The organism is Serratia sp. YC16, from assembly GCF_009707615.1.
Lineage (GTDB): Bacteria > Pseudomonadota > Gammaproteobacteria > Enterobacterales > Enterobacteriaceae > Serratia > Serratia surfactantfaciens.
Genome location: NZ_WLYN01000002.1, coordinates 555,155 through 577,851, shown reverse-complemented (window position 1 = coordinate 577,851; position 22,697 = coordinate 555,155). Strand labels below are relative to the sequence as shown.

Sequence of the window (22,697 nt, the reverse complement as noted above, 5' to 3'; positions counted from 1 at the left end):
TCGTGCCGCTGTCGTGCCGCTGTCGTGGCGCCGTCACCCCGCACGCCCTACACTGGATGACAGTGACAGTGAACTCGGGAGTGCATCATGCAAAAGTACCGCATCAGGCCATTACGTCTGGAAAAAGGCTGGTCGCAGGAGCAGCTGGCGACCATTGCCGGTCTCAGCACCCGCACCGTACAGCGGATTGAAAACGGCGAACAGGCCAGCCTGGAAACCTTGACCGCGATCGCCGCCGCGCTGGGGGTGCAGGTCAGCGATCTCACCTCACCGCCGCAGGCGGAAACGCCGAGTGAGGTAGATGAACAGCAGCGCATTCGTCGCCAGGTCGCGGCAGAAGGCAAACTGCTGAGCATGGCGGTGCGTTTCGCCGTGATTGGCGCGCTGCTGTTCGCCATCAACGAGTTGACTCACCCGCAATACCTCTGGTCGCTGTGGGCGATCGGCGGCATGAGCCTCGCGCTGGTTATGCGGGCGGTGCGCACCCTGCTGCTGCGCAATGCCTTCAGCCGCTGGCAGGAACAGCGGCTGGCGCAAAAACTCAGGCGCCTGCCGTAAACGTCAGCCACTCCGCCAGCCGGGCCAGCGCACTGCCCGGCACGATCGGCTGCGGCGACAACAGGTAATAGCCGCTGCCGTCGGGCGTGAAACCGAACGGCGCGCTCAGCAAACCGGCGGCCAGATCGTCTCGCACCTGCAGCCACGGGCCGATAGCGATGCCAAGACCGGCTACCGCCGCCTGCAGGCTGAAATAGAAATGATCGAAACGCTGCTCCGGATGCCCCGCCAACGTCACCCGCTGCCGCTGCGCCCAGTGCCGCCAGGCATCCGGCCGGGTGGCGGCATGCAGCAACTTGGCGTCGGGCCGCAGGTTCTGCCTGCCGTCCACGCTGGCCGTCAGCCTCGTCAGCGCTTCGGGTTGGCACACCGGCCCGACTTTCTCATCAAACAGCGCCAGGCTATGCACCTGCTTTCCCCAATCAAAGTCATTGCGCCTGATCGCCGCCGTAATGCCGTCATGGAACGAAAACGGCCCGCCGCCGGCCACCAGCTGTAAGTTGATATCCGGGTGCGCCTGCTGAAAAGCCGGCAGGCGCGGGATCAGCCAACGCATCAATAAGGTCGGCTCACAGGACAACACCAACGGCGCATTGAATGCCTGCTGGCGCAGCTCCAGCGCCGTAGCATCCAAAATGCCGAATGCCTGCTGCGTCGCCTGAAACAGCTTGCGCCCCGCCGCCGTGAGCAGAACCCGCCGATGGCGGCGCTCAAACAGCGCCACGCCCAGCTCCTCTTCCAGCGCCCGCACCGCCCGGCTGACCGCGCCATGCGTCAAATTCAGCCCCTGTGCCGCCTGCGTGAAACTTTCCAGCCGCGCGGCGGCTTCAAAACAGCGCAGACCGCCCAGCGGCAGCGGCCTACGGGTTTTGCGTGAGTTTTTCTCACCGATATCGTCACTATTCATCGTTTGTCACCGAGGGAAATTACTCTTATAAATCAGTCACTCTATCGAGAAACATCGCAAGGATAACTATGACTGAACTCATCGCTGTCGTCACCATTACTTTACTCGCTGTAATCAGCCCGGGGCCGGATTTCGCCATGGTCTCGCGCAACAGCCTATTGCTTTCGCGCCGCGCCGGCGTCTTGACCGCCTGCGGCATCGGCGCCGGCGTGCTGATCCATGTCAGCTATACGCTGATTGGCGTCGGCGTGTTGATTCAACAGTCGCCCTGGCTGTTTAACCTGCTTAAAGGCATCGGCGCCGCCTATCTGATCTATCTCGGTTTTACGTTGCTGCGCAACGCGGCGCATCATGACGCCGCGCCCACCACGACACCGGCCGTCATCAGCGATTTCGCGGCGCTGAAAACCGGTTTTTTAACCAATGCGCTGAATCCGAAAACCACCATCTTCGTCGTCAGCCTGTTCATGCAGGTGGTTTCTCCGCACACCCCGCTCGGCGTGCAAATTGGCTATGGTCTTTTTATCGCCGCCGTCCATATCTTCTGGTTTGCCGCCGTCGCGCTGCTATTTTCTGCGCCGGGGGTCAATGCGCGCTTTTTGCGTTTGCGCCGCGGCATCGATCGCACCTTTGGCGGGCTGCTGATCGCCTTTGGCGCCCTACTGGCGATCGCCGGCATCAAGTAACGCCGCGACGCCAAGTTCGTCATTCGCTTCTATGCTTATCAGGGGTTTTTGTTAATCATCTGAGAGGGAGTACGGAACATGACGAAACTGTTGGTGCTTTATTACTCAATGTACGGCCACATCGAACGCCTGGCGCAGGCGGTGGCCGAAGGGGCAAATCGGGTCGATAACGTGGACGTGACGATTAAACGCGTGCCGGAAACCATGACGCCGGAAGCCTTCGCCAAGGCCGGAGGCAAGCAGCACCAGCAGGCGCCGGTCGCCACCCCGCAAGAGCTGGCGGACTATGACGGCATTATCTTCGGCACGCCGACCCGCTTCGGCAATATGGCCGGACAGATGCGCACCTTCCTCGATCAGACCGGCGGCCTGTGGGCGTCCGGCGCGCTGTACGGCAAGGTGGGCAGCGTCTTCTCCTCCACCGGCACCGGCGGCGGCCAGGAACAGACCATCAGTTCGACCTGGACCACGCTGGCGCACCACGGCTTCATCATCGTACCGATCGGCTATGCGACGCAGGAGCTGTTTGACGTTTCGCAGGTGCGCGGTGGCACCCCATACGGCGCCACCACCATCGCCGGCGCCGACGGTTCGCGGCAGCCGAGCAACGAAGAGCTGACCATCGCCCGCTATCAGGGCGAGCACGTGGCGAAAATCACCGCCAAGCTGAAAAGTTAAGCGCCCTCCCGCACCCTTGATTCAAAGGGCCGCGCATTCGCACGGCCCCATCTTGTTGCCGACCCGCCGCAAGGTTAGAATGCCCCTCCCCCGGCCATTCAGCGTCTGAAGGCCAGGCCCGAATTCGTTCTGCCCGTCGCTCATCGGCTTTCAGCCTGAGGACGGGCGTTCTGTTTTTTGCGCACAGCGAAGGGAATAAGTCAGTGTCTAAAGATTTTGATGAACTAATAAGAGACATGGATCTTATTATTGAAAATGTAGACAGCTTCAAAGCTCTGGCTCCGCGCGCGCCCGAGCCGGCTCCGGCCCCGCCGCCGCCGGTTCATCATTACGACTCGTTCTGCGAAAACATCGCGTTGAAAGTGGTATTGAAGGTGCTGCTGTCTTCGGTAGACAAGATAGTCAAAGTGCAGATCGCCAACAAGGTCGAGCAGGAGATCGCCCAGATCGAACAGCAGGTGGTGCGCGCCGGCGGCGGCCCGGTGTCGCCGGACGATCTGGCGCAAATGACGCACTATGTGCGCCGCACGGTCAACGATCTGCTGGAATAGCGTTCTCCCCCTCCACGCCATGCTTATTCGGCGATATGAATTTTTACGTTATTTTTATATCGCCTGCTTTATGCTTGATACACTTCAATAAATTGACGCATCGTCGGCGGGCACTCCGAGCAACAGCATGGTCAAAACCAAACAAATCCTGGTCGTTATTCATCTTTGCAGCTTTTTAGTCCTCCTTTACAGCCTTTCAATGATCCCGCCCCTGTTGATGGGCCTGCTGTATAAAGAAAAAAGCGCCTTCTCGTTTTTCTATACCCTGGTGCTCGCCGCCACGCTAGGCGGATTGGGCTGGTTCAGCACCCGGCAGTCGAAAGTGCAGCTGCGCACCCAGGACGGTTTCCTGATCATCGTCATGTTTTGGCTGTTGTTTTCCGCAATCAGCGCCCTGCCGCTGTGGCTGGATGACACGCTGAACGTCCGCCTGGTGGACGCGATGTTCGAGGGCGTCTCCGGCATCACCACGACCGGCGCTTCGGTGCTGAACGACGTCTCCAACGTCCCCAAATCATTCCTCTACTATCGCTCTCAGCTCAATTTTATCGGCGGTCTGGGGGTTATCGTGTTGGCGGTGGCCGTGCTGCCGCTGCTGGGCATCGGCGGCGCCAAACTTTATCAATCGGAAATGCCCGGCCCATTCAAAGAGGAGCGCCTGACGCCGCGGCTGGCCGACACCTCGAAAAACCTGTGGCTGATCTACCTTGGCCTGGGGCTGGCCTGCACCGTCGCCTTCCGCCTGGCGGGCATGCCGTGGTTCGATGCCTTGTGTCACGGCATCTCTACCGTCTCGCTCGGCGGATTTTCCACCCGCAACGAAAGCCTGGGGTACTATGACAGTTCGGCGGTGGAAATGGTCGGCGGCATTTTCTCTGTTCTGGCGGCGGTGAACTTCACGCTCTATTTCGTCGCCGTCGGCCGCCGCAGCCTGAAACCGCTGTACCGGAACCCCGAGCTGCGCTTTTTCCTGTTGGTGCTGGCCATCGTCGTGGCTATCGTGTGCGTCGAGCTGTATCGTTCGGGCATGTACGGGGTCAAGGACGCCTTCGTGCACGGTTTTTTCCTCACCAGTTCGATGATGACCGATAACGGTCTGGCCATCGCCGATTACACCAAAATTCCGTCCCACACCATCATGCTGCTGCTGGCGGCGAGCTTTTTCGGCGGCTGCGTCGGATCCACCTGCGGCGGCATTAAAGCGCTGCGTTTTCTGATCATGTACAAGCAAAGCCGGCTCGAGATCAACCAGCTGGTGCATCCTAACGCCTTGTACACCATCAAGGTCGGCAATGCGCCGATCCAGGATCGGATGCTGCGCTCGGTTTGGAGCTTTTTCTTCCTCTACGTGCTGTTCACCTGCCTGTTTATCTGGCTGCTGAATCTGATGGGCTATGATCTGGTCACCGCTTTCGCCACCGTCGCCGCCTGCATCAACAATATGGGGCTGGGATATGGAGAAACCGCCGCCGGCTTCGGCACGTTGAACGACGCGGCGAAATGGCTGATGTGCGCCGCCATGCTGCTTGGCCGCCTCGAGATCTACCCGATGCTGATCCTTTGTTCACGCGCGTTTTGGCGTTTTTAAGCGGATAAACCCGGCATGAAGCCACCGTTTCGCTCGGTTATCGCTGACACATTCACAACACACATATGTTGCATTGTTGTATTCGTTTCACTGCGATAAGTTTAATTCACTGTAAATATATACAGTACATTTTAACTTATTGAGGATATGAATATGCGCTTTAACAACAAGATGTTGGCCCTGGTCGCCCTACTGTTCGCCGCACAGGCGTCGGCCGACACGCTCGAATCCATCGACAACTGCGCGGTCGGCTGCCCGACCGGCGGCAGCAGCAACGTGTCGATCGTGCGTCATGCTTATACGTTGAATAACAACAGCACCACCAAGTTCGCCAACTGGGTGGCCTATCACATCACCAAAGACACGCCGGCCAGCGGCAAGACGCGCAACTGGAAAACCGATCCGGCACTCAATCCGGCGGATACCCTGGCGCCCGCCGATTACACCGGCGCCAACGCGGCGCTGAAGGTAGATCGCGGCCATCAGGCGCCGCTGGCTTCGCTGGCAGGCGTTTCCGACTGGGAATCGCTGAACTATCTGTCCAACATCACGCCGCAAAAGTCCGATCTGAACCAGGGCGCCTGGGCGCGGCTGGAAGACCAGGAACGCAAGCTGATCGATCGCGCCGACATCTCTTCGGTCTATACCGTGACCGGGCCGCTGTATGAGCGCGATATGGGCAAACTGCCGGGCACCCAGAAAGCGCACACCATCCCCAGCGCCTACTGGAAGGTGATTTTTATCAACAACAGCCCGGCGGTAAACCACTACGCCGCCTTCCTGTTCGACCAGAACACGCCGAAGGGCGCCGATTTCTGCCAATTCCGCGTGACGGTCGACGAAATTGAGAAACGCACCGGTCTGATCATCTGGGCCGGCCTGCCGGACGACGTGCAGGCTTCGCTGAAGAGCAAACCCGGCGTGCTGCCGGAGTTGATGGGCTGCAAAAACTGACGAAAAAACCCGCCGAGGCGGGTTTATTTTTCACGCGGGCGCCGGCGGCTTACTCCGTCAGCGCCTTTTGCGCAGCGGCCAACTCGCGCTGACGAGGTGAGGCTACCGCGTGGTCGCGCGCCAGCAACGTATACACCGTCGGCAACACGAACAGGGTAAACAGCGTGCCCACCAGCATGCCGGATACGATCACCAAGCCCAGACCGAAGCGGCTGGCGGCGCCGGCGCCGCTGGCGAACAGTAGCGGGATCAGGCCGAACACCATCGCCCCGGTGGTCATCAGCACCGGCCGCAGACGAATTTGCGCCGCCTGCAAAATCGCGGCGCGCCGCGCCAGCCTCTGATGCATCTGCAGCTCGTTGGCGAACTCCACCATCAAAATGCCGTGCTTGCTGATAAGCCCGATCAGGGTCACCAGCCCGACCTGGGTATAGATATTCATCGTCGCATAGCCCAGCGCCAACGGCAGCAAGGCGCCGCAGATCGACAGCGGCACGGTGATCAGAATGATCAGCGGATCCTTCAGGCTCTCGTACTGCGCCGCCAGCACCAGGTAGATGATGACCAGCGCCGCCAGGAACGCGAACGCCAGCGCGCTGCCTTCCTGGGTATACTGGCGCGAATCCCCCTGCCAATCGTGGCTGAATTCGGCCGGCAGCGCATTCGCCTGCCGTTCGAGGAACGCTACCGCTTCGCCCATCGAAACGCCGGGCGCGGGGATCGCCTGCAGGGTGGCCGCGTTCTGCTGGTTGAACTGGGTCAGCTTGTTCGGCTCGACCTTAACGGCCACCGATACCACGGTGGAGAGCGGCACCAGCGTATTGTCCTGCGTGCGGACATACTGCCGCGCCAGCGCCTGCGGCGTCAGCCGCTGTTCGCGCAGGCTCTGCGGGATCACGTCATAGGCGCGCCCGTCCATGCCGAAGCGGTTGAGGTAGTTCTCGCCCACCAGCACCGCCAGCGATTCGCCGATGTCGCTCATGCGGATCCCCAGGCTGTTGGCCTTGGCGCGGTCGATGTGCACCTCCGCCAGCGGATTGTTGTAGTCCAAATCGCTGTCTACCACCATAAACAGGCCGCTGTTTCTGGCGTTCTGCTTGACCTCTTCCAGGGTGCGGTACAGCTGCGGGTAGTCCTGCGGCGTGCGCAACACCATCTGCACCGGCAGCCCACCGGTGGAGCCCGGTAAAGCGGGCAGCTGGAAGGCGAAAATGCTGGTGCCTTCGACATCGTTCACCGCCCGTTGCAGATCGGCCTGCACCGCCGACGCCGAGCGCTGGCGCGCCTGCCATAGCGTCAGGTTGATGCCGCCGATGCCGGACGCCGTGCCGTCGCTGCCGTTGATGATCCAACGGCTTTCGGTTTCCGGCATGCGGTTGTAGACCTCATCCAGCTTATAGGCGAAGCGTTCGACATAGTTCAGGTTAGCGTGCTGCGGCGCCTTGATGGCGGTCAGTACGATGGCCTGATCCTCGGTCGGCGCCAGCTCGCGCTGCGGCATCAGATACAGCAGCGGCAGGCTGATCATCACCAGCAGCGCCAGCGCTCCGGTCAGCCAACGGTGATGCAGCGAGAAATCCAGCGCGCGGGCATAGCGCCGCGTCAGGCCGCCGAAGAACCACTCGGCGGCGCGCGCCACGCGCCCTTCGCTCTGTTTGGCGGGCAGCAGGAGAGAACTCATCACCGGCGACAACGTCAGCGCCACCACGCCGGACACCACCACCGCGCCGGCCAGCGTCAGCGCGAACTCGCGGAACAGTGCACCGGTCAGCCCGCCCATCAGGCCGATCGGCGCATAGACCGCCGCCAGCGTCAGAGTCATGGCGATCACCGGCCCCGCCACCTCGCGCGCGCCGATCATCGCCGCCGCCAGCGGCGTTTTCCCCTCTTCGATATGGCGATGCACGTTCTCCACCACCACGATGGCGGCGTCCACCACCAGACCGATCGCCAGAACCATCGCCAGCAGCGTCAGCAGATTGACGCTGAAGCCAAAGGCCAGCATCAGCCCGGCGGCACCGAGAATCGACAAGGGAATGGTCACCACCGGGATCAACACGGTGCGCAGCGATCCCAGACACAGGTAGATCACCGCCACTACGATCGCCAGCGCTTCCAGCAGGGTATGCACCACTTCATCGATCGAGGCCTGAATAAAGCGCGCGGTTTCAAACGCCAGCGCCATCTTCACGCCCGGCGGCTGCATCTTGTCGATCGCCGGCATCAGGTGACGAATGCCGTCGACGATCACCAGCGGATTACCGGTCGGCGTGGGGAAGACGCCGAGGAACACCGCCGGTTCGCCATCCATCAGCGCGCTGGTCTCCGTGGCCGCGGCGCCCAGCTCCACGGTGCCGACGTCTTTCAAGCGCACCAGGCCGTTACCGTCGTTGCGCACCACCAGATTGCGAAACTCCTCCACGCTGGTGAGATCGGTATTCACCCGCACGTTGGCGACCACATACTGCCCTTTCACCTTGCCCGGCGCCGCCTGATAGTTGTTGCGCCGCACCGCGTCGGCCACGTCGGCGGCGGTCAGGCCGCGGCCCGCCAGCCGATCGCTGTCCAGCCACAGGCGCATCGCCATTTTTTGCCCGCCGAACACTTCAACCTTGGCGACGCCGTCGATGGTGGTGAACATCGGCTCCACCACCCGCGTCAGGTATTCGCTCAGCGCCGGCGTGGACAGCGTTTTACTGGAGAAACCGACATAGGCCACGGCGGTGGCTTCACCGGCGGAACGCTCAATCACCGGATCGTATGCCTGCTCCGGCAACTTGTAACGCACCTGATTGACCTTGGCCATCACCTCGGTCAACGCCTGGGTGGAATCGCGGTTCAGCGCCATGCGCACCGTCACCACGCTACGCCCCTGCACCGACGAGGAAGAAAGGTAGTCAACGCCTTCGACGGACGACACCGCCTGGGCGATCGGCTGCGTGACGAAGCCCTGCATCAGCTCGGACGAGGCGCCGGGATAGTCGGTGCTGATGGTGATGGTCGAATTTTCCAGCAGCGGGTATTGGCGAATCGGCAATTGGCTGAGCGCCAGCGCGCCGAACAGCAGGATCAGCGTGCTGACCACCAGCGCCAGCACCGGTCGGCGCACGAACAGATCGGTAAATGTCATCGGTCTCTCCTCAGGAACCGGCCTGGGCGGCGCTCAGGGTATCCTGCGCCACCGGCTCGGCCGCCATGCCGTCACTCAGTTTGAGCTGGCCCGAGGTCACCACCCGCTCGCCTTCCTGCAGGCCGCTGACGATCTCGACGCGCCCGTCATTGCGTTCGCCCACGGTGACCGAGACGCGCTTGACCACCATGCCCTTCTCACCCTGCTGCGCGACGAACACGGTATCGCCGTACGCCGTATAGGTCAGCGCCGTTTCCGGCACCGTCAGCACCGCCACGCGCTGTTGCTGCGTGACGCGAATGCCGGCGTACATGCCGGCCTTCAGCAATCCCTGGCGGTTAGTCAACGTCGCCTGCACCTGTACGGTGCGAGATTTGCCGATCATCGGATCGATAGCGGTAATAACGGCGGGGAAAGCGCGATCGGGATAGGCGCCGACCTGCACCGATACCGCCTGGCCCAACGCCAATCCGGCGCTGCTTTGTTCGTCCAGCGAGAAATTGACCCGCAGCGTATCGGCATCCACCAGGTTGGCCACCGCCTCGGCGGCGTTGAGGTATTGCCCTTCATGCACGCGGCGAATGCCGATGACGCCGGAGAACGGCGCGCGGATCGCCTTCTGGGCGATTTTGGCCTGCGTTTCCTGCACCGCACCGAGCGCCATATCCCGTTCAGCCAGCGCATCGTCCAACTGCTGCCGCGCGGTGGCGTTAAGGTTCATCAGCTTGCGCATGCGCTCCAGCAACAGATCGGCATTGCGCAGCTGCGCCTGCAGGCGCACCAGCTCCGCTTGCTCGACCGCATCGTTGAGCTGCACCAGCAGTTGCCCCTGCCGCACCGTTTGGCCGGACTCGAACAGAATGCGCGTGATGCGGCCGCTGGTCTCCGCCGCGACCTCCACCTGGCTGGCCGCTTCCAGCTCGCCCACGCCGGCATAGCTGCGCGCCGTTTGTTCACGCAGGGCCGGCGCCAGCGCCACTTTTACCGGCGGATAGGCCGGCGCGCCTTCGCTTTGCCGGGCGGTGGAGCGCATCGCTACCGCAGCGACGGCGACCGCCGCCAACAGTGCGGCAATAATGAGGTATCGTTTCATCATGTAACGGTTTCTTCCTGATTTTACAGCCAAAGCCATCCTTCCCCCGACGCAGCGCAGGCAGGTGACGAGAGATGCCGGTTGCCAAGCCCGGCTGGCTGCACTATAAAACCTCAGGTTAACTTGAGGTCAAGCTAAGGGATGTGGAATGGCAAGAAATGAACCGATTGACAACTATCGGCTGCTGACCGTGGGAGAGGTGGCGAAACGCAGTGGCGTAGCGGTGTCCGCTTTGCACTTTTACGAGAGCAAGGGGCTGATTCAGGCGACGCGCAACGCCGGCAACCAGCGCCGCTACACGCCGGTGGTGCTGCGTTACATCGCGGTGATCAAGATCGCGCAAAGCGCAGGCATTCCGCTGGAGGAGATCCGCGCCACGCTGGGCCGCTTTCCCGCCGGCAGCAAGCTGACCTCGGAGCAATGGGGCGTGTTGTCCTCCGCCTGGCGCAAAACGCTCGATGAGCGCATTCAACGGCTGACCATGCTGCGCGACCATCTCGACGGCTGCATCGGCTGCGGTTGCCTGTCGCTTGCCGACTGCCCGCTGCGTAACCCAAACGATATTCTGGGCCAACAGGGCACCGGCGCACAGATTCTCGAACATGGCGCCGGAAAGGACCGATGAGCGAGACGGCGGCTCACCGGTGCTTCCCAGCCCATTCCTCTCAGGGATAGATGATGTTCAACGTGGCCGAAGTGTTAATTTCCCCCTGCGTGACGCCATCGCGCTGATAAGGGTAATAATAAGCGCCCATGCCGATGATGAAGTGACTGTTCAGGCTGCCGCCGGCGGCGACGTGAAACAGCGAGGTGGCGCCGCCGCGATCGACGTTGGAGGGCGACACCACCACCGGCGAGCTCGGCATGTCGCGCTTGACCAGCCGCAGCCCCACCCCTTGCGCACCGCCCGCATTGGCATTGGTCAGTACGCTGGCGTCAGAGGCCAGCAGGTTATTGCTGGACAGGAACATCTCTACGGCGCGATCGGCGATGCCTTCCTGCTGCATGTTCTGGCAGCTGATGGTGAGCGAGAACGGTGTGTAGCCGGGTTGGCTGTTATTCAGCACCTGCGCCACGCCCATTTTGGGCAACCTGACCGTCAGGCCGGCATTGTCGAAACGACAGGTGGTGGTTTTCGGCGCGTATTTGATGTTCATCGGCTGGCCGTACATGTCGCGATCGTCATAAGGCCAGTTGCCGGTAAGCAACCAGGTGAGCAGTTTCCCTACTTGTTCCAGCAGCCAGAACGGCAATTCCAGAATGCCGATACCGGTCACATCGCTCACCAGTAAAACGTCATCAAGCATCAAGGTATCGCCCGGCACCACCCGCCCATCTTTGGGTTTTTGTACCAGCGAATAACGAATGGTCATCGGCGAGTTTAACTCTGACGCGGAGTGTTCCCCGCGCCCCCTCAACGTTCTGTCGCTTATCTTGTTGGTGATTTCCGCTCGGACCCACTGTTGACCGTTGTTAAAACCGAAAATCGCGGCCTGCGAATCTTTCGGCGAAAGCTTGATGGTGTAGGAAAAGTTGCTTTTGGACTTGCTGCAGTTAAATGTGCCGGTGTACTGGGTATTATATTGCGCCTCCCAGACCGGCGTATTGGCGCTCAGCTTGTCGGAGAGATCAACGAAAATCGGGGGCGCAAACTCCGCTCCTTTGCCATAGCAGGAAGCATAGCTATAGCTGCTGAACAGCCCGGACAGCAGCAGTAAAGAAATCAGCCTGATCATAGGTTCGATTATCCTGTATTAGCGGCAAACGCCGGGCGACGCATCCAGCGTCAGAGTAGGTTTGGCGATGCGGCAGCGGCCATCGCGCAGTTGCACCGTCAACGCCGTTGGCGGCTGTTCGGCGCGCAGATACAGCACGCTGGCCTGGCCGACAAAGCCTACCGACCGATCGTGTTCATCCAGCACTTTGGCGCCGAACGGCAGCGGCGTGCCATCGGCGCGTTGCGCCCGTTGCTGGAATGGCCGGCGTTGATCGGTTTCGAATTTCAGGTAGCTGACCGCGCCGTAGTAAGGCACGTGGTTGGCGACGTTGCCGCTGATTTCCGCCCCGCTGCTGTGGCCGGTATCCGATAGCGTGATCGAGTTTTGCCGGTACGGCGTGGCGTAGGGCACCAGCGCCAATCCTTGCGCGTTGGTGACGATGCTTTCGTCGCCGTTGACCATCAACCCCGCAGCCTGCGGCGCCTCCACCACCGTCATGGTGTTACCGATTTCGTTCGACGCCAGCAGATGCCAGGGGATCGCCACCAGGCTGCCGCGTGCGCTGAGGCCGCTCTGACGATAATCGTTGCCTTCGCTGTAGGAGACGCCCAGCGTCGAAGCGCGAGCGCGATAGGCCGCATTGACGCTGGCCATATTGTCGCCGCCGCTGCGGTTGCTGCCGCTCAGCGAGTAACTCAGGCGGTTGGATTCCAGCGCGTTGCCGCTCAGGCTGACCGTGCTTTGCTGATAGTGAGAGTCCGTCGCCGACAGACCGGTGCTGAGATAGGCGTTGTTGTCGAATACCGACAGCGGCAGGCTGAATGACAGGTAATAGCGCGTCTCTTCTTCACGCTGGCTGTTGCGCACCCGGCTGGCGGAAACCGCGTAGCTGACGCGCCCCAGATTGTTGGAGTAGCCCAGCTGGTATTCGCGGCTCTTGGCGTTGGCCGTCCAGTAATCGCGCTGAGAGCCGGAGAAGAACAACGTGCCCCAGCCTTCGTTCAGGCGCTGGTTCAGGTTAAGCGTAAAGGTATTTTTCGGCCGCGCGGAACGCAGCGCATCCCAGGTGTTCATATCCAGTTCCGATACACCCTCTTCGTCGCGCCAGCGATCAAATTGCCGCTCCAGTTGGCGATAGCCGTCATTGGAGTAAATGGCGTCGGTAAAGCTGTAGTAACCGCGGGTGGAGTAACGGTAGGCCGCCAACGTGAAGTTGGTGGCGGTGACATCGAGAAATTTACTGTAGGCGATGCGAAAGCTCTGCCCGCTTTCGCGGCGATTTTTCAGACGGGTATCGGCATGCGTCAGATCGATGGACACCGCCCCAATCGGCAGGTTCCACCCGCTGCCGAGCAGCCAGGCCTGATAATCGTCGCTCAAAATGCTGCCAGCATAGCCGGTCACCAAGTTATTGAAACCATACTGCAAGGTGCCTTGCACAAAGCCGGGATCGTAATCGGTATTGCTTTCGTTAACCTTGCCCGCCAGCACGCTGTATTGGCCGACACCCTGCTTCAACATGTTGGGCACGGCGGAAAACGGCACGCTGAACGACTGCTCGCGCCCATCCGCTTCTTTGACCGTCACCCACAGATCGCCCGCCGAGCCGGTAGGTTGAATGCTGTCGAGCGTAAAGGCGCCCGGCGGCACGTTTTCCTGATAGATGACGTTGCCGTTCTGCACCACTTTCACCAACGCGTTGGTTTGCGCCACGCCCCGAACGATCGGTGAAAAACCTTGCTGCGAGTTGGGGCGCATGCTGATGTCCGACGCCAGCGCCACCCCGCGAATGCGCACCGAGTCGAACAGATCCCCCGGCGAATAAAAATCGCCGACGGTCAGGTTGGATTTGATGTCGGCGAAGCCGCGCTGCAGATAGCGCGTGTTGTTCTGCCAGTGACTACCGCGCCCGCTGCCGTGGCGAAAGCTGCTGCTGTCGCGAAATTGCCAACCGGCCAGGTTGATCCCTGACTCCAGCCCGGTATAGAGATCGTCATTGCTGCTGCGATTGCCGTCGCCGTGCGTCTCTGCGTGATAGTAGGTCGCGTTGTAGGCCAGCGTCAGCGCTGAGATGCCGCGATTCCAAAAGGCGGGATCGACATACCCCGCCTCCGACCGGTTGACCCGCGCCTGCGGCACCGTCAACCGCAGGCTAAGCGCGCCGACGTCCATATCAAACCGCCCGCCCTGTACCAGCGTGGCGATTGGCAGCGTCTCCTGGGGCGCCTGAGGCGCCGGCAACCGGCTCAGATCGATGCCCAGCCGCTGCGCATCCCGGTAGTCGATTTGAATATCGTCGCGCTGGGCGCCAAACAGCAGCGCGTAGCGCCCTTTCCAGTCATGGTTGACATACACATCGATCTCCTGCCGGCCGGCAGGCATGTCATTGTTGAGATAAAAACGCGAAAGATCGGAATCGCGCGATTCGCCGGCCAGCAGCGAAGTATCGAACGTCACCGCCCAGGCCGTGTCCGGCAACAAGAATGAAGAGGCGGTCAGCAACGAGAGGACTTTTTTATTCAGCTTCATTGTTGTTCTTTCAGGTTAGTGTGCGGTGACGGCTTTAGACTTGTAAGCCCCCAGATCGTCGATATACATCAGGTCATAGCGGGCGTTTTTAGTGACCGATCGTTTGCTGGCGGCAAACTGGGTGGAAAACGGCGCAACCATGAGCGAGTCAACCAGCAAGTGTTTGTCCGCGCCCTGGCCGATATTCGCTATCGTGATGAAATACGGGCTGCTGTTGGTGACGTCGAACCCTTTGCCGTTGGCTTGCAGCGTCAGTTTTTCCAACGCGCTTTCTACGCCGCGGGTTAACGCCGGCGGGCGGTAGAACAATTTGATGCGCGACTTGATCGCCAGCTGCAGCGTGTTGGTGCCCTGCAGGTTTTCCGGCGTCGGCGGGATATCCAGCACGTTGAGATAGAACACCGATTCGCGATCCGCCGCCAACGCGGCGCCGACTTTCTGAATTCGCAGCTGCTGGCCGCTATTGCCGTTGACCTTCACCACCGGCGGCGACAGCAAAAACGGCACATTGGCGGTTTCCGGGGTGGAATTGATATCGCCGTCGTCGATCCAGGCCTGAACCAATGAGGGGTCGGCGCCATTGTTCAGCAGTTGGACAATCACGTCCTTGTTGTTTGCCGGATAAATAACCCGCGTCCCGTTAACCACCACGTTGGCCTGAGCGCCAACGGCAGTGAGCAGCAACGCCGCCATCATCAAGTATTTTTTCATCGTTCCCCCGAGTGGCCAGGCCCGGTCAGGGGCCTGGCGGTCAGCGTGATTACAGGTAAGAAATGGTGTAAGTCACGTTGGAGCTCAGAGCGCCCACTTTTGCCGCTTCGGCGTTGGTTTTGTAGTAGTACGCATCCAGCGTCAGGGTTTCCGAATCCGGCGCCGTTTTGTCGCCCATGATGTCGGTGACATACGGCACGTTCAGTTGGATCGGCGTAGAAGAACCGGTTTCCGCCAGAGAGAAGCCCACGTTCTTCGCGACGGAAGCGTCGTTCTCATTGACCGAGTTGTTCAGCAAATATTTGCCGTCAGTGGAAATGTTATCCGCGGAGGAGAAGTAAATTTTCAGCGGGGTGCCTGCCGTGCCGGCCGCCGGCGAACAGCCGGAGAAGGTCAGCGAGAAGGACTTTTTGTTCTTGGTGATTGGCCCAACGGCGTTACCGGCATCGGTCACCGAGATCGGGCTCAGCGCTACGGTGAAATCCGCACTTTTGCCGCCGTTGATGGTACAGGTGGTGTCGGTAATGGCACCGGTAAAGTTAATGACGCCACCGGCGGAATTATCTTCAGCGAAAGCCGTAGGCGCAGCGACCGCAGCCGCCATGATTGCAACAGAAAACATCTTCTTCATCATGATGATAAAACTCCATAACAGTTTGGTTTGAGAGAATAAATAAAGCGGCCGCTGCCGGCGGGATGAAACAGTCCCTCCCCGTAATACAGAGGCAAAAAATAGCGATCACATTCCTGTTTTTATAAAAACCAATAAATAACGTGATGCATCCACCAGGAATATAAGCGAGAAATAGCCCCCTACCTCTCTCCTATAAAACCGGAAGAAATCCCCAACAAATTATGCACCCGGTTTTCCAGCCCCATTTTGCGTAACGCACTGCATTTCTGCGTGCTGACGGTTTTTACGCTTTTATCCAACATTTTGGAAACCTGAGTCACCGTATAGCCAAAAGAAAGCAAATGGAGAGTTTCCGCCTCGCTTTCCGTCAGGCAATGTTTCGCCGCGCGAACCGGCCTGTCATCTATCTTTTGAGGCGATGCTGAGCAACGGAGAATATCGGCCAGTAATAACGCCAGAGACTGGCTCATATTAGAGACGCTGTCCCGTTTGTCGAACACCACGACATCGTGCCAGAAGGATCGACATAGCAGGCGGCGCATCTCTTCCGTTGCAATAAAAAATTTAACCCCGTGGATTGACGGTAATAAGGTTACCGCCACACTGAAACGCAACATGCTTTTTACCGCGTCGTCAATAACCAGAATGTCATGACAACGACTTCCCATTACCAATGGCAAATCGCCGTAACAGGTAATAACGTGTTCTTGATGATAAATCCTTGGCGTCAATATTCTCTTGACCGCCTCCCTGAAGAACAGATTTTCAGATACAATACCGACACTGAGCATATCCCCTCCATCCGTGGCTTAACCAGAACACGTCATCATCACTGAAAAAAAACACTTTTACGGAAAATTCTTATTACCAGACAAACATAGAAAATAAGCCACATGCACAGGGAAGCCCTGTTCCGTACAGCCAGGATAATTCTGCACCAAACCGCCACCACTAGAAAGATTATTTTTTATAACAGAAATTTTAATCACAATAATCTAAAAATATTGAAATTATTAGCACAAAACACTTAAAACATCATTCATCACACTCGAGGTCAGACATTGCGCCCAGCGTAAAAATAAAAAACCAACCCGCTTCACTTGTGAATTCCGCCATAATCCTTGACCTCCTTGCCTTTTACCTAAATACTAGCCGCGCATTGGAAGCCTATATCCTTATAAAAACCTGCAAATATGAAATACATTATCGATCTCTGCGTGATCTATGACGCAAGCACCTGTTACCTCCAGCTTATTGATAACCATGAGTCATCAATACGAATATCCAACCCGGCATCACGACTGCTAATTGAAATGCTGACGCATCCAAACGTTCCATTAAAACGCGAGGTATTGATACAGAAGGTATGGGAAGAATACGGCTTTAGCGGCTCGTCAATCAGCCTGAATGTCGCCGTGAGTGAAATAAGAAAAGCCTTCAAGCTGCTGGGAAGGGAGACGCCTCCCATAAAAACCATTGCCAAGGTCGGTTTTTGCTTTACCGCGTTGGTTGAAATACACTCCCTGCCTCTGGTAGAGGAAATACCTTCCCAAACGCCATTGCCGACCGAGACATTTCCTTCCCCACGCCGCAATAACGCGCTAAAAAGGCTGAGACTCTCCCCAACCGTCATTATTATCGGCCTGCTCTCCACACTATTGATGATGGCGATGTTCTATCCGATTGAATTTCCCAAGCAACTGCAGCAAGAATTAATTGCGTTGGGAAAACAAGACAACTGCACTCTGTATTCACTGGATGCCGAAAAACACATCGATAATGAAGCGGAAAAACGCATGGCGGGGAAGATATTGCAGCTCAGCAACGTAGATTGTAAGAAAATCAGCGCCGACGTCTATTTTTCGATGCGCAGACATACGCTGAGTTATGACACATTTCTCGGCGTATGTTACCTGGGAAATGAACATCAATACACTCAGTGTGTGACCTATAAAATACTCAACGGTAAATAAATGACGGCCTTGCGCACCCCCAAAGCAGTGATTATCGGCTTGTCAGCCGCGATTATTCTTATTGTCATAGTCCGCGTCTTCACCCTGCGTCCCCCCTCCTACATCAACTGCAAGGCGGAGACGGTGACTCGGAAGCTGTTGGCTTCAGGCGACGCTCTCGACCTGAAAGTGTCGGGCAGCTTGTTCATTTACGATGAAGACAGAGCGGTGATCGTGCAACGCGGCGATATCACCCTCAGGGGTAAAACCTACAATCTGGACCAGAAACTCATCTTTAAACTCAAAAAAATAGGCGATGGCTTTTATATGACGACGCAACGTGAAGTGATCAAAAGCCCCGACGACAACGCACCGGATGAGCTCACCAAGGAGATCCCCATGATTTCTCTCGGCATTAAGAACGGGTTCTTTTCGATGCGAAAAGTACGGCAGGACGCCTATATCATGCACGGCGTGTTGTTCCCCGTCGCGATGTGCCGCTAACGGACGCTCATCGCGCAAACCAACAGGGACAGGAAAGGAAAATCAACAGGGGCGCTATCGTGATAAACGCCCCCGACGGCGGCAGCGCGCTTATTGAACCGAATTCTCCGCGCGGGTAATGCCATGCTTTTTCATCACCTCTTCCATGGTGAGATTCTCGTCATACGGCTTATCGTCCACCACGACGTCCTGCGGGCGCACATAAGGTTTGGTCGCGCGTTTGAACATCCACCACCATACGAATACCAGAAAAGCGCCGGACTTCAGGAAGATCATGGTCCATAGGGCGACTTGATACCAGTTCATCTCTGTCTCCATAAGAGCATTACGCAAAATTGATAAGGCGGCGTTGATTATTACGCCGGTCACGCCTGACAGCAGCAGGCAGCCGAACGGCCGACCTTGGTGACCGCATAATCTCACCGATACGTGGCCCTTATCAATAGCCGAACGCGTTTCCTGCCAAAGCGCGCCGGTTTCTCCGCACGCAAAAGCAAAAAACCCCGCGCTCAGAGAGCGCGGGGTCAGAATGTATGGCGGAGGAGCAGAGATTCGAACTCTGGAACGGTTTCCCGTCGACGGTTTTCAAGACCGTTGCCTTCAGCCACTCGGCCACCCCTCCGCAACGACGCGCACTATAAACAGAGCTTATTCGCTTGTAAAGCCCGGCGGCGTTCAACCGCGCGAAAAATCGGCGACGCTCATGCAAGCGGCGAACAAACGCGCAGCCGCTCCCGCATGGTTGCAATAATGATAACTAAGGGTAAAGATTGGTAAACAGACTTTAATCAAACGCTTGCGCTGCCTATCATCGGGACTATTTTGTGATGGCTTGATAAGAGAGAACATTATGGACCGCATTGTCGTCTCGTCTTCCTCGCGCGACTCGCTGCTCAGCACGCATAAAGTCCTGCGCAACACCTATTTCCTGTTATCCCTGACGCTGGCTTTCTCGGCGTTGACCGCTACCGCCAGTACGATGCTGGGCCTGCCGGCGCCGGGCTTATTGCTGATGCTGGTCGGCTTCTACGGCCTGATGTTCCTGACGCATAAGCTGGCCAACAGCCCGGCGGGCATTCTGGCGGCGTTCGCGCTGACCGGGTTCATGGGATATGCCCTCGGCCCGATCCTCAGCTCGTTCCTGAACGCCGGCGCGGGCGATCTGATCATGCTGGCGCTGGGCGGCACCGCCGCGGTGTTCTTCTGCTGCTCGGCCTACGTGCTGACCACGCGCAAGGACATGTCGTTCCTGTCAGGCATGATGATGGCCGGTTTTGTGGTGCTGCTGGTGGCGGTGATCGCCAACCTGTTCCTGCAGATCCCTGCCCTGCATCTGGCGATCAGCGCGCTGTTCATTCTGTTCTCCGCCGGCGCTATCCTGTGGGAAACCAGCAACATCATTCACGGCGGCGAGACCAACTACATTCGCGCCACCGTTAGCCTGTACGTGTCGCTCTACAACATGTTCATCAGCCTGCTGAGCATTCTGGGCTTCGCCCGCAGCAACTGATAGCACGCTACGCATGCCTTCCAGGCCCCGCTCCGGCGGGGCTTTGTTTTTTGCGGCCGAAAAAATTTGCTAAACTGGCGGCCGTTCCGAATTATCCGTTATCGAGGCAGTATGTTGGAGTTTGAAGGTCAGGTTATCGACACTGACGCGCAGGGCTATCTGAAAAACAGCGCCGACTGGCATGAGGGCCTGGCGCCGCTGCTGGCCGCGCAGGAAGAAATCGTGCTCACCGAAGCACACTGGGAAGTGGTGCGCTTCGTGCGCGACTTCTATCAGGAATTCAATACTTCGCCGGCTATTCGCATGCTGGTCAAGGCCATGGCACAGAAATACGGTGAGGAAAAAGGCAACAGCCGTTACCTGTATCGCCTGTTCCCGAAAGGGCCGGCCAAACAAGCCACCAAGATAGCCGGGTTGCCGAAGCCGGTGAAATGCATCTGACTGCACAGCCCGCAGCGCAGCTGCAGGCGAGCGTTTAATAGCGAATGCCGAACCCGGCGTAATCGGCCACGCCCTGCGGCTCCACCAGCACGCGTTCGACACGCGCGCTGCGCGGGCCGCCCTGTTTCAACCATGCCACCAGCTGCTCCACCTGGGCCTGAGCGCCACAGGCCACTACCTGAACGCTGCCGTCATCAAGGTTGCGCGCATAGCCAGTCACGCCCAGCGCCTCGGCCTGCCGCTGGGTGGAATAGCGAAATCCAACCCCCTGCACTACGCCATACACATACGCAGCAATGCAAACTTGTGTCATAATCGCCCCCTTAATTCAGTTTTCATTATGGCATTGCCGTGCCTTTGCACCGCCGTGTCACTCTTTCTATCCTAGCTGGCAGCACTATTAATTATGACCGTACGCCTGTTTCTCGCCAAAGGACGTGAAAAGTCCTTACTCCGTCGCCACCCTTGGGTGTTCTCCGGCGCCGTTCAACGCGTTGAGGGTAAAGCTCTCTCCGGTGAAACCATCGATATTCTCGACAGCCAGGGCAAATGGCTGGCTCGCGGTGCCTATTCGCCCGAGTCGCAGATCCGCGCACGCGTCTGGACCTTCCAGCAGGATGAAGAGATTAACATCGATTTCTTTATTCGACGCCTGCAGCAAGCGCAAAGCTGGCGTGATTGGGTCGCGCAGCGTGACGGTCTGGACGGATATCGCCTGATCGCCGGCGAGTCCGACGGCCTGCCGGGCATCACTATCGATCGCTTCCAGAATTTCCTGGTGCTGCAGCTGCTGTCCGCCGGCGCGGAATACCAGCGCCCGGCACTGCTTTCCGCACTGCAGCATTGCTACCCGGAATGTTCGATTTACGATCGCTCCGACGTCGCGGTGCGCAAGAAAGAAGGACTGCCGCTGGCGCAAGGCCCGGTATTGGGCGACCTGCCGCCTGAGCTATTGCCGATCACCGAACACGGCATGAAGCTGCTGGTGGACATTCAGCAAGGGCACAAGACCGGCTTCTATCTCGATCAGCGCGACAGCCGCCTGGCGGCGCGCAACTACTCCGCCGGCCGTCGGGTGCTGAACTGCTTCTCCTACACCGGCGCCTTCGCCGTTTCCGCTCTGATGGGCGACTGCGCGCAGGTGATCAGCGTGGATACCTCGCAGGCGGCGCTGGATATCGCCAAACAGAACGTCGAGCTCAACAAACTGGATTTGAACAAGGCGGAGTTCGTCCGCGACGACGTATTCCAGCTGCTGCGCAACTACCGCACCCAGGGCGAGAAGTTCGACCTGATCATCATGGATCCGCCGAAGTTCGTTGAGAACAAGAACCAGCTGGCCAGCGCCTGCCGCGGCTATAAGGACATCAACATGCTGGCGCTGCAGCTGCTGAACCCAGGCGGTATTCTGCTCAGCTTCTCTTGCTCCGGGCTGATGCCGACCGACCTGTTCCAGAAAATTTTGGCCGACGCCGCTGTAGATGCCGGACGTGATGTACAATTTATAGAGCAGTTCCGGCAGGCCGCCGATCACCCGGTGATCGCCACATACCCTGAGGGGCTGTATCTGAAAGGCTTCGCTTGTCGGGTGATGTAACTTGAAATGCGCTGCCTTGCCCCCATATATGAGCAAGGCATTGTTTCTCAGGAGGTCATCATGATTGCCAGCAAATTCGGTATCGGACAACAGGTTAGACATAAACTGCTGGGGTATTTGGGCGTCGTGATCGATATCGACCCCGAATACTCTTTGGAACAACCCAAAGCTGACGAGATAGCGGCGAACGATGAACTGCGTTCCGCCCCTTGGTACCACGTGGTGATGGAGGACGAGGAAGGCCAACCGGTGCACACCTATCTGGCGGAAGCACAGCTGGATGGCGAGCCCCAGGAAGCCCACCCCGAGCAACCATCGCTGGATGAGCTGGCGGAATCCATCCGCCACCAGCTACAGGCGCCACGCTTGCGCAATTGACCGCGCCAAGACCTGAGAAACCCGAGAGGGCCTGGCATCGCGCCAGGCCCTTTTTATTCAGCGCTCCAGCCCCAAACGCGGGATGTCGATTTTCGGACAGCGATCCATCACCACCCGGAGCCCGGCCTGTTGTGCCAGCTCTGCCGCCTGGTCGTTAACTACCCCGATCTGCAGCCACAGCGCCTTGGCGCCGATCGCTATCGCCTCTTGCGCCACGCCGTACGCGGCCTGCGAATTGCGGAAAACATCGACCATATCCACCGGCTGCGGAATGTCTGCCAGCGTCGCGTAAACCTGCTGGCCCAACAGCGTCTGCCCCGCCAGTTTTGGGCTGACCGGGATCACCTGATACCCTTGCGCCAACAGATAAGCCATCACCCCATAGCTGGGCCGCGACGGATTATCGCTGGCCCCCACCAGCGCGATGGTATGCACCTGCCGCAACAGCTCAACAATCTCTTGATCTTGCATCTTCAACTCCCGTTTATCACTGCGTCACTCTCCGTTTCGAGTGTAACCGATCGGCCTTCTCTCGGCTAAACGCAACGCGTGCGAAACTTCAGCGCGATCTTATGGTC

Annotated in this window: 24 protein-coding genes and 1 tRNA gene; 13 read left to right on the top strand and 12 right to left on the bottom strand. The window is 58.7% G+C overall.

The genetic code is table 11. The annotated features are described in order from the left end of the window. Nucleotides 1-87 precede the first annotated feature (87 nt). Entirely contained in the window at nt 88-558 is a 471-nt protein-coding gene (locus GKN89_RS10095; protein WP_154746896.1) for a helix-turn-helix domain-containing protein, read from the top strand. Here GKN89_RS10095 and GKN89_RS10090 read toward each other — a convergent pair. Continuing rightward, the gene (locus tag GKN89_RS10090; protein WP_154746895.1) at nt 542-1,465 is read right to left on the bottom strand and encodes a LysR family transcriptional regulator; all 924 of its coding nucleotides are present in this window, start codon (nt 1,463-1,465) and stop codon (nt 542-544) included. The two genes, GKN89_RS10095 and GKN89_RS10090, sit on opposite strands and share 17 nt — an antisense overlap. Before the next feature lie 68 nt (nt 1,466-1,533). Between GKN89_RS10090 and GKN89_RS10085 the strand changes: the two genes are divergently transcribed. From GKN89_RS10085 to GKN89_RS10065, 5 genes are all read left to right on the top strand, one after another. After that, a complete protein-coding gene (locus GKN89_RS10085) occupies nt 1,534-2,151 on the top strand; it encodes a LysE family translocator (protein ID WP_154746894.1) in 618 nt (205 codons plus the stop codon). A gap of 78 nt (nt 2,152-2,229) precedes the next feature. Then, nucleotides 2,230-2,829 carry an NAD(P)H:quinone oxidoreductase gene (gene wrbA, locus GKN89_RS10080; protein ID WP_004928045.1) on the top strand — a complete coding sequence of 200 codons (600 nt, stop codon included), beginning with the start codon at nt 2,230-2,232 and terminating at the stop codon, nt 2,827-2,829. A gap of 236 nt (nt 2,830-3,065) precedes the next feature. Beyond that, entirely contained in the window at nt 3,066-3,380 is a 315-nt protein-coding gene (locus GKN89_RS10075) for a hypothetical protein (protein WP_016928271.1), read from the top strand. 127 nt (nt 3,381-3,507) lie between these two features. Further along, nucleotides 3,508-4,968 (top strand): TrkH family potassium uptake protein, encoded by a 1,461-nt coding sequence (locus tag GKN89_RS10070; protein ID WP_074054566.1) that lies wholly within the window; start codon nt 3,508-3,510, stop codon nt 4,966-4,968. Between the two features lie 153 nt (nt 4,969-5,121). Beyond that, nucleotides 5,122-5,922 carry a DNA/RNA non-specific endonuclease gene (locus GKN89_RS10065; RefSeq protein WP_060387549.1) on the top strand — a complete coding sequence of 267 codons (801 nt, stop codon included), beginning with the start codon at nt 5,122-5,124 and terminating at the stop codon, nt 5,920-5,922. A 49-nt stretch (nt 5,923-5,971) separates the two neighbouring features. On the opposite strand, the gene GKN89_RS10060 is transcribed toward GKN89_RS10065, so the two are convergent. Both GKN89_RS10060 and GKN89_RS10055 read right to left on the bottom strand, forming a co-directional pair. Further along, complete coding sequence (locus GKN89_RS10060) at nt 5,972-9,052, bottom strand: MexW/MexI family multidrug efflux RND transporter permease subunit (RefSeq protein WP_154746893.1); 3,081 nt, start codon at nt 9,050-9,052, stop codon at nt 5,972-5,974. 10 nt (nt 9,053-9,062) lie between these two features. Continuing rightward, on the bottom strand, nt 9,063-10,148 hold the full coding sequence (locus tag GKN89_RS10055) for an efflux RND transporter periplasmic adaptor subunit (RefSeq protein WP_154746892.1): 1,086 nt from the start codon (nt 10,146-10,148) through the stop codon (nt 9,063-9,065). A gap of 145 nt (nt 10,149-10,293) precedes the next feature. On the opposite strand from GKN89_RS10055, the gene soxR reads away from it, so the two are divergent. Next, nucleotides 10,294-10,770 (top strand): redox-sensitive transcriptional activator SoxR, encoded by a 477-nt coding sequence (gene soxR / locus GKN89_RS10050; RefSeq protein ID WP_019456251.1) that lies wholly within the window; start codon nt 10,294-10,296, stop codon nt 10,768-10,770. Between the two features lie 40 nt (nt 10,771-10,810). Here the strand turns inward: soxR and GKN89_RS10045 are convergent, their stop codons facing one another. The 5 genes from GKN89_RS10045 to GKN89_RS10025 all read right to left on the bottom strand — a co-directional run bounded on the left by GKN89_RS10045 (nt 10,811) and on the right by GKN89_RS10025 (nt 16,528). Beyond that, nucleotides 10,811-11,881, bottom strand: a complete 1,071-nt coding sequence (locus GKN89_RS10045; RefSeq protein WP_154746891.1) for a fimbrial protein — start codon at nt 11,879-11,881, stop codon at nt 10,811-10,813. An 18-nt stretch (nt 11,882-11,899) separates the two neighbouring features. Continuing rightward, nucleotides 11,900-14,392: a fimbria/pilus outer membrane usher protein gene (locus GKN89_RS10040; protein WP_154746890.1), complete on the bottom strand. Its 2,493-nt coding sequence runs from the start codon at nt 14,390-14,392 to the stop codon at nt 11,900-11,902. A gap of 15 nt (nt 14,393-14,407) precedes the next feature. Beyond that, complete coding sequence (locus GKN89_RS10035) at nt 14,408-15,103, bottom strand: molecular chaperone (RefSeq protein WP_063919152.1); 696 nt, start codon at nt 15,101-15,103, stop codon at nt 14,408-14,410. Nucleotides 15,104-15,152: 49 nt separating this feature from the next. Further along, entirely contained in the window at nt 15,153-15,737 is a 585-nt protein-coding gene (locus GKN89_RS10030) for a fimbrial protein (protein WP_019456255.1), read from the bottom strand. Nucleotides 15,738-15,916: 179 nt separating this feature from the next. Next, nucleotides 15,917-16,528 (bottom strand): LuxR C-terminal-related transcriptional regulator, encoded by a 612-nt coding sequence (locus GKN89_RS10025; protein ID WP_154746889.1) that lies wholly within the window; start codon nt 16,526-16,528, stop codon nt 15,917-15,919. Nucleotides 16,529-16,930: 402 nt separating this feature from the next. Between GKN89_RS10025 and GKN89_RS10020 the strand changes: the two genes are divergently transcribed. Beyond that, nucleotides 16,931-17,710 (top strand): winged helix-turn-helix domain-containing protein, encoded by a 780-nt coding sequence (locus GKN89_RS10020; RefSeq protein ID WP_154746888.1) that lies wholly within the window; start codon nt 16,931-16,933, stop codon nt 17,708-17,710. Beyond that, nucleotides 17,711-18,193: a hypothetical protein gene (locus tag GKN89_RS10015; RefSeq protein ID WP_019456258.1), complete on the top strand. Its 483-nt coding sequence runs from the start codon at nt 17,711-17,713 to the stop codon at nt 18,191-18,193. It abuts the gene before it with no gap. Nucleotides 18,194-18,283: 90 nt separating this feature from the next. Here the strand turns inward: GKN89_RS10015 and GKN89_RS10010 are convergent, their stop codons facing one another. Further along, nucleotides 18,284-18,499, bottom strand: coding sequence for a hypothetical protein (locus GKN89_RS10010; protein ID WP_019456259.1), 216 nt, complete (start codon nt 18,497-18,499; stop codon nt 18,284-18,286). A gap of 228 nt (nt 18,500-18,727) precedes the next feature. Next, nucleotides 18,728-18,815 (bottom strand) — tRNA-Ser (locus tag GKN89_RS10005). A gap of 228 nt (nt 18,816-19,043) precedes the next feature. Here GKN89_RS10005 and yccA point away from each other — a divergent pair. Both yccA and tusE read left to right on the top strand, forming a co-directional pair. Further along, nucleotides 19,044-19,703, top strand: coding sequence for an FtsH protease modulator YccA (gene yccA, locus GKN89_RS10000; RefSeq protein WP_004928091.1), 660 nt, complete (start codon nt 19,044-19,046; stop codon nt 19,701-19,703). A 111-nt stretch (nt 19,704-19,814) separates the two neighbouring features. Then, the gene (gene tusE, locus GKN89_RS09995; protein ID WP_004928095.1) at nt 19,815-20,144 is read left to right on the top strand and encodes a sulfurtransferase TusE; all 330 of its coding nucleotides are present in this window, start codon (nt 19,815-19,817) and stop codon (nt 20,142-20,144) included. A gap of 34 nt (nt 20,145-20,178) precedes the next feature. Here tusE and yccX read toward each other — a convergent pair whose 3' ends face one another. Next, nucleotides 20,179-20,457, bottom strand: a complete 279-nt coding sequence (gene yccX, locus GKN89_RS09990; protein ID WP_154746887.1) for an acylphosphatase — start codon at nt 20,455-20,457, stop codon at nt 20,179-20,181. A 93-nt stretch (nt 20,458-20,550) separates the two neighbouring features. Here yccX and rlmI point away from each other — a divergent pair, with 93 nt between their 5' ends. After that, complete coding sequence (rlmI, locus tag GKN89_RS09985; RefSeq protein ID WP_063919149.1) at nt 20,551-21,741, top strand: 23S rRNA (cytosine(1962)-C(5))-methyltransferase RlmI; 1,191 nt, start codon at nt 20,551-20,553, stop codon at nt 21,739-21,741. 60 nt (nt 21,742-21,801) lie between these two features. Continuing rightward, nucleotides 21,802-22,119 carry a heat shock protein HspQ gene (hspQ, locus tag GKN89_RS09980; protein ID WP_004928104.1) on the top strand — a complete coding sequence of 106 codons (318 nt, stop codon included), beginning with the start codon at nt 21,802-21,804 and terminating at the stop codon, nt 22,117-22,119. A 57-nt stretch (nt 22,120-22,176) separates the two neighbouring features. Here the strand turns inward: hspQ and GKN89_RS09975 are convergent, their stop codons facing one another. After that, nucleotides 22,177-22,590 carry a CoA-binding protein gene (locus GKN89_RS09975; protein WP_154746886.1) on the bottom strand — a complete coding sequence of 138 codons (414 nt, stop codon included), beginning with the start codon at nt 22,588-22,590 and terminating at the stop codon, nt 22,177-22,179. Nucleotides 22,591-22,697: the final 107 nt, after the last annotated feature.

Coding starts and splice junctions, on each gene's coding strand:
- GKN89_RS10095 (WP_154746896.1), top strand. CDS start 88: ATGCAAAAGTACCGCATCAGGCCATTACGTCTGGAAAAAGGCTGGTCG.
- GKN89_RS10090 (WP_154746895.1), bottom strand. CDS start 1,465: ATGAATAGTGACGATATCGGTGAGAAAAACTCACGCAAAACCCGTAGG.
- GKN89_RS10085 (WP_154746894.1), top strand. CDS start 1,534: ATGACTGAACTCATCGCTGTCGTCACCATTACTTTACTCGCTGTAATC.
- wrbA (WP_004928045.1), top strand. CDS start 2,230: ATGACGAAACTGTTGGTGCTTTATTACTCAATGTACGGCCACATCGAA.
- GKN89_RS10075 (WP_016928271.1), top strand. CDS start 3,066: ATGGATCTTATTATTGAAAATGTAGACAGCTTCAAAGCTCTGGCTCCG.
- GKN89_RS10070 (WP_074054566.1), top strand. CDS start 3,508: ATGGTCAAAACCAAACAAATCCTGGTCGTTATTCATCTTTGCAGCTTT.
- GKN89_RS10065 (WP_060387549.1), top strand. CDS start 5,122: ATGCGCTTTAACAACAAGATGTTGGCCCTGGTCGCCCTACTGTTCGCC.
- GKN89_RS10060 (WP_154746893.1), bottom strand. CDS start 9,052: ATGACATTTACCGATCTGTTCGTGCGCCGACCGGTGCTGGCGCTGGTG.
- GKN89_RS10055 (WP_154746892.1), bottom strand. CDS start 10,148: ATGATGAAACGATACCTCATTATTGCCGCACTGTTGGCGGCGGTCGCC.
- soxR (WP_019456251.1), top strand. CDS start 10,294: ATGGCAAGAAATGAACCGATTGACAACTATCGGCTGCTGACCGTGGGA.
- GKN89_RS10045 (WP_154746891.1), bottom strand. CDS start 11,881: ATGATCAGGCTGATTTCTTTACTGCTGCTGTCCGGGCTGTTCAGCAGC.
- GKN89_RS10040 (WP_154746890.1), bottom strand. CDS start 14,392: ATGAAGCTGAATAAAAAAGTCCTCTCGTTGCTGACCGCCTCTTCATTC.
- GKN89_RS10035 (WP_063919152.1), bottom strand. CDS start 15,103: ATGAAAAAATACTTGATGATGGCGGCGTTGCTGCTCACTGCCGTTGGC.
- GKN89_RS10030 (WP_019456255.1), bottom strand. CDS start 15,737: ATGATGAAGAAGATGTTTTCTGTTGCAATCATGGCGGCTGCGGTCGCT.
- GKN89_RS10025 (WP_154746889.1), bottom strand. CDS start 16,528: ATGCTCAGTGTCGGTATTGTATCTGAAAATCTGTTCTTCAGGGAGGCG.
- GKN89_RS10020 (WP_154746888.1), top strand. CDS start 16,931: ATGAAATACATTATCGATCTCTGCGTGATCTATGACGCAAGCACCTGT.
- GKN89_RS10015 (WP_019456258.1), top strand. CDS start 17,711: ATGACGGCCTTGCGCACCCCCAAAGCAGTGATTATCGGCTTGTCAGCC.
- GKN89_RS10010 (WP_019456259.1), bottom strand. CDS start 18,499: ATGAACTGGTATCAAGTCGCCCTATGGACCATGATCTTCCTGAAGTCC.
- yccA (WP_004928091.1), top strand. CDS start 19,044: ATGGACCGCATTGTCGTCTCGTCTTCCTCGCGCGACTCGCTGCTCAGC.
- tusE (WP_004928095.1), top strand. CDS start 19,815: ATGTTGGAGTTTGAAGGTCAGGTTATCGACACTGACGCGCAGGGCTAT.
- yccX (WP_154746887.1), bottom strand. CDS start 20,457: ATGACACAAGTTTGCATTGCTGCGTATGTGTATGGCGTAGTGCAGGGG.
- rlmI (WP_063919149.1), top strand. CDS start 20,551: ATGACCGTACGCCTGTTTCTCGCCAAAGGACGTGAAAAGTCCTTACTC.
- hspQ (WP_004928104.1), top strand. CDS start 21,802: ATGATTGCCAGCAAATTCGGTATCGGACAACAGGTTAGACATAAACTG.
- GKN89_RS09975 (WP_154746886.1), bottom strand. CDS start 22,590: ATGCAAGATCAAGAGATTGTTGAGCTGTTGCGGCAGGTGCATACCATC.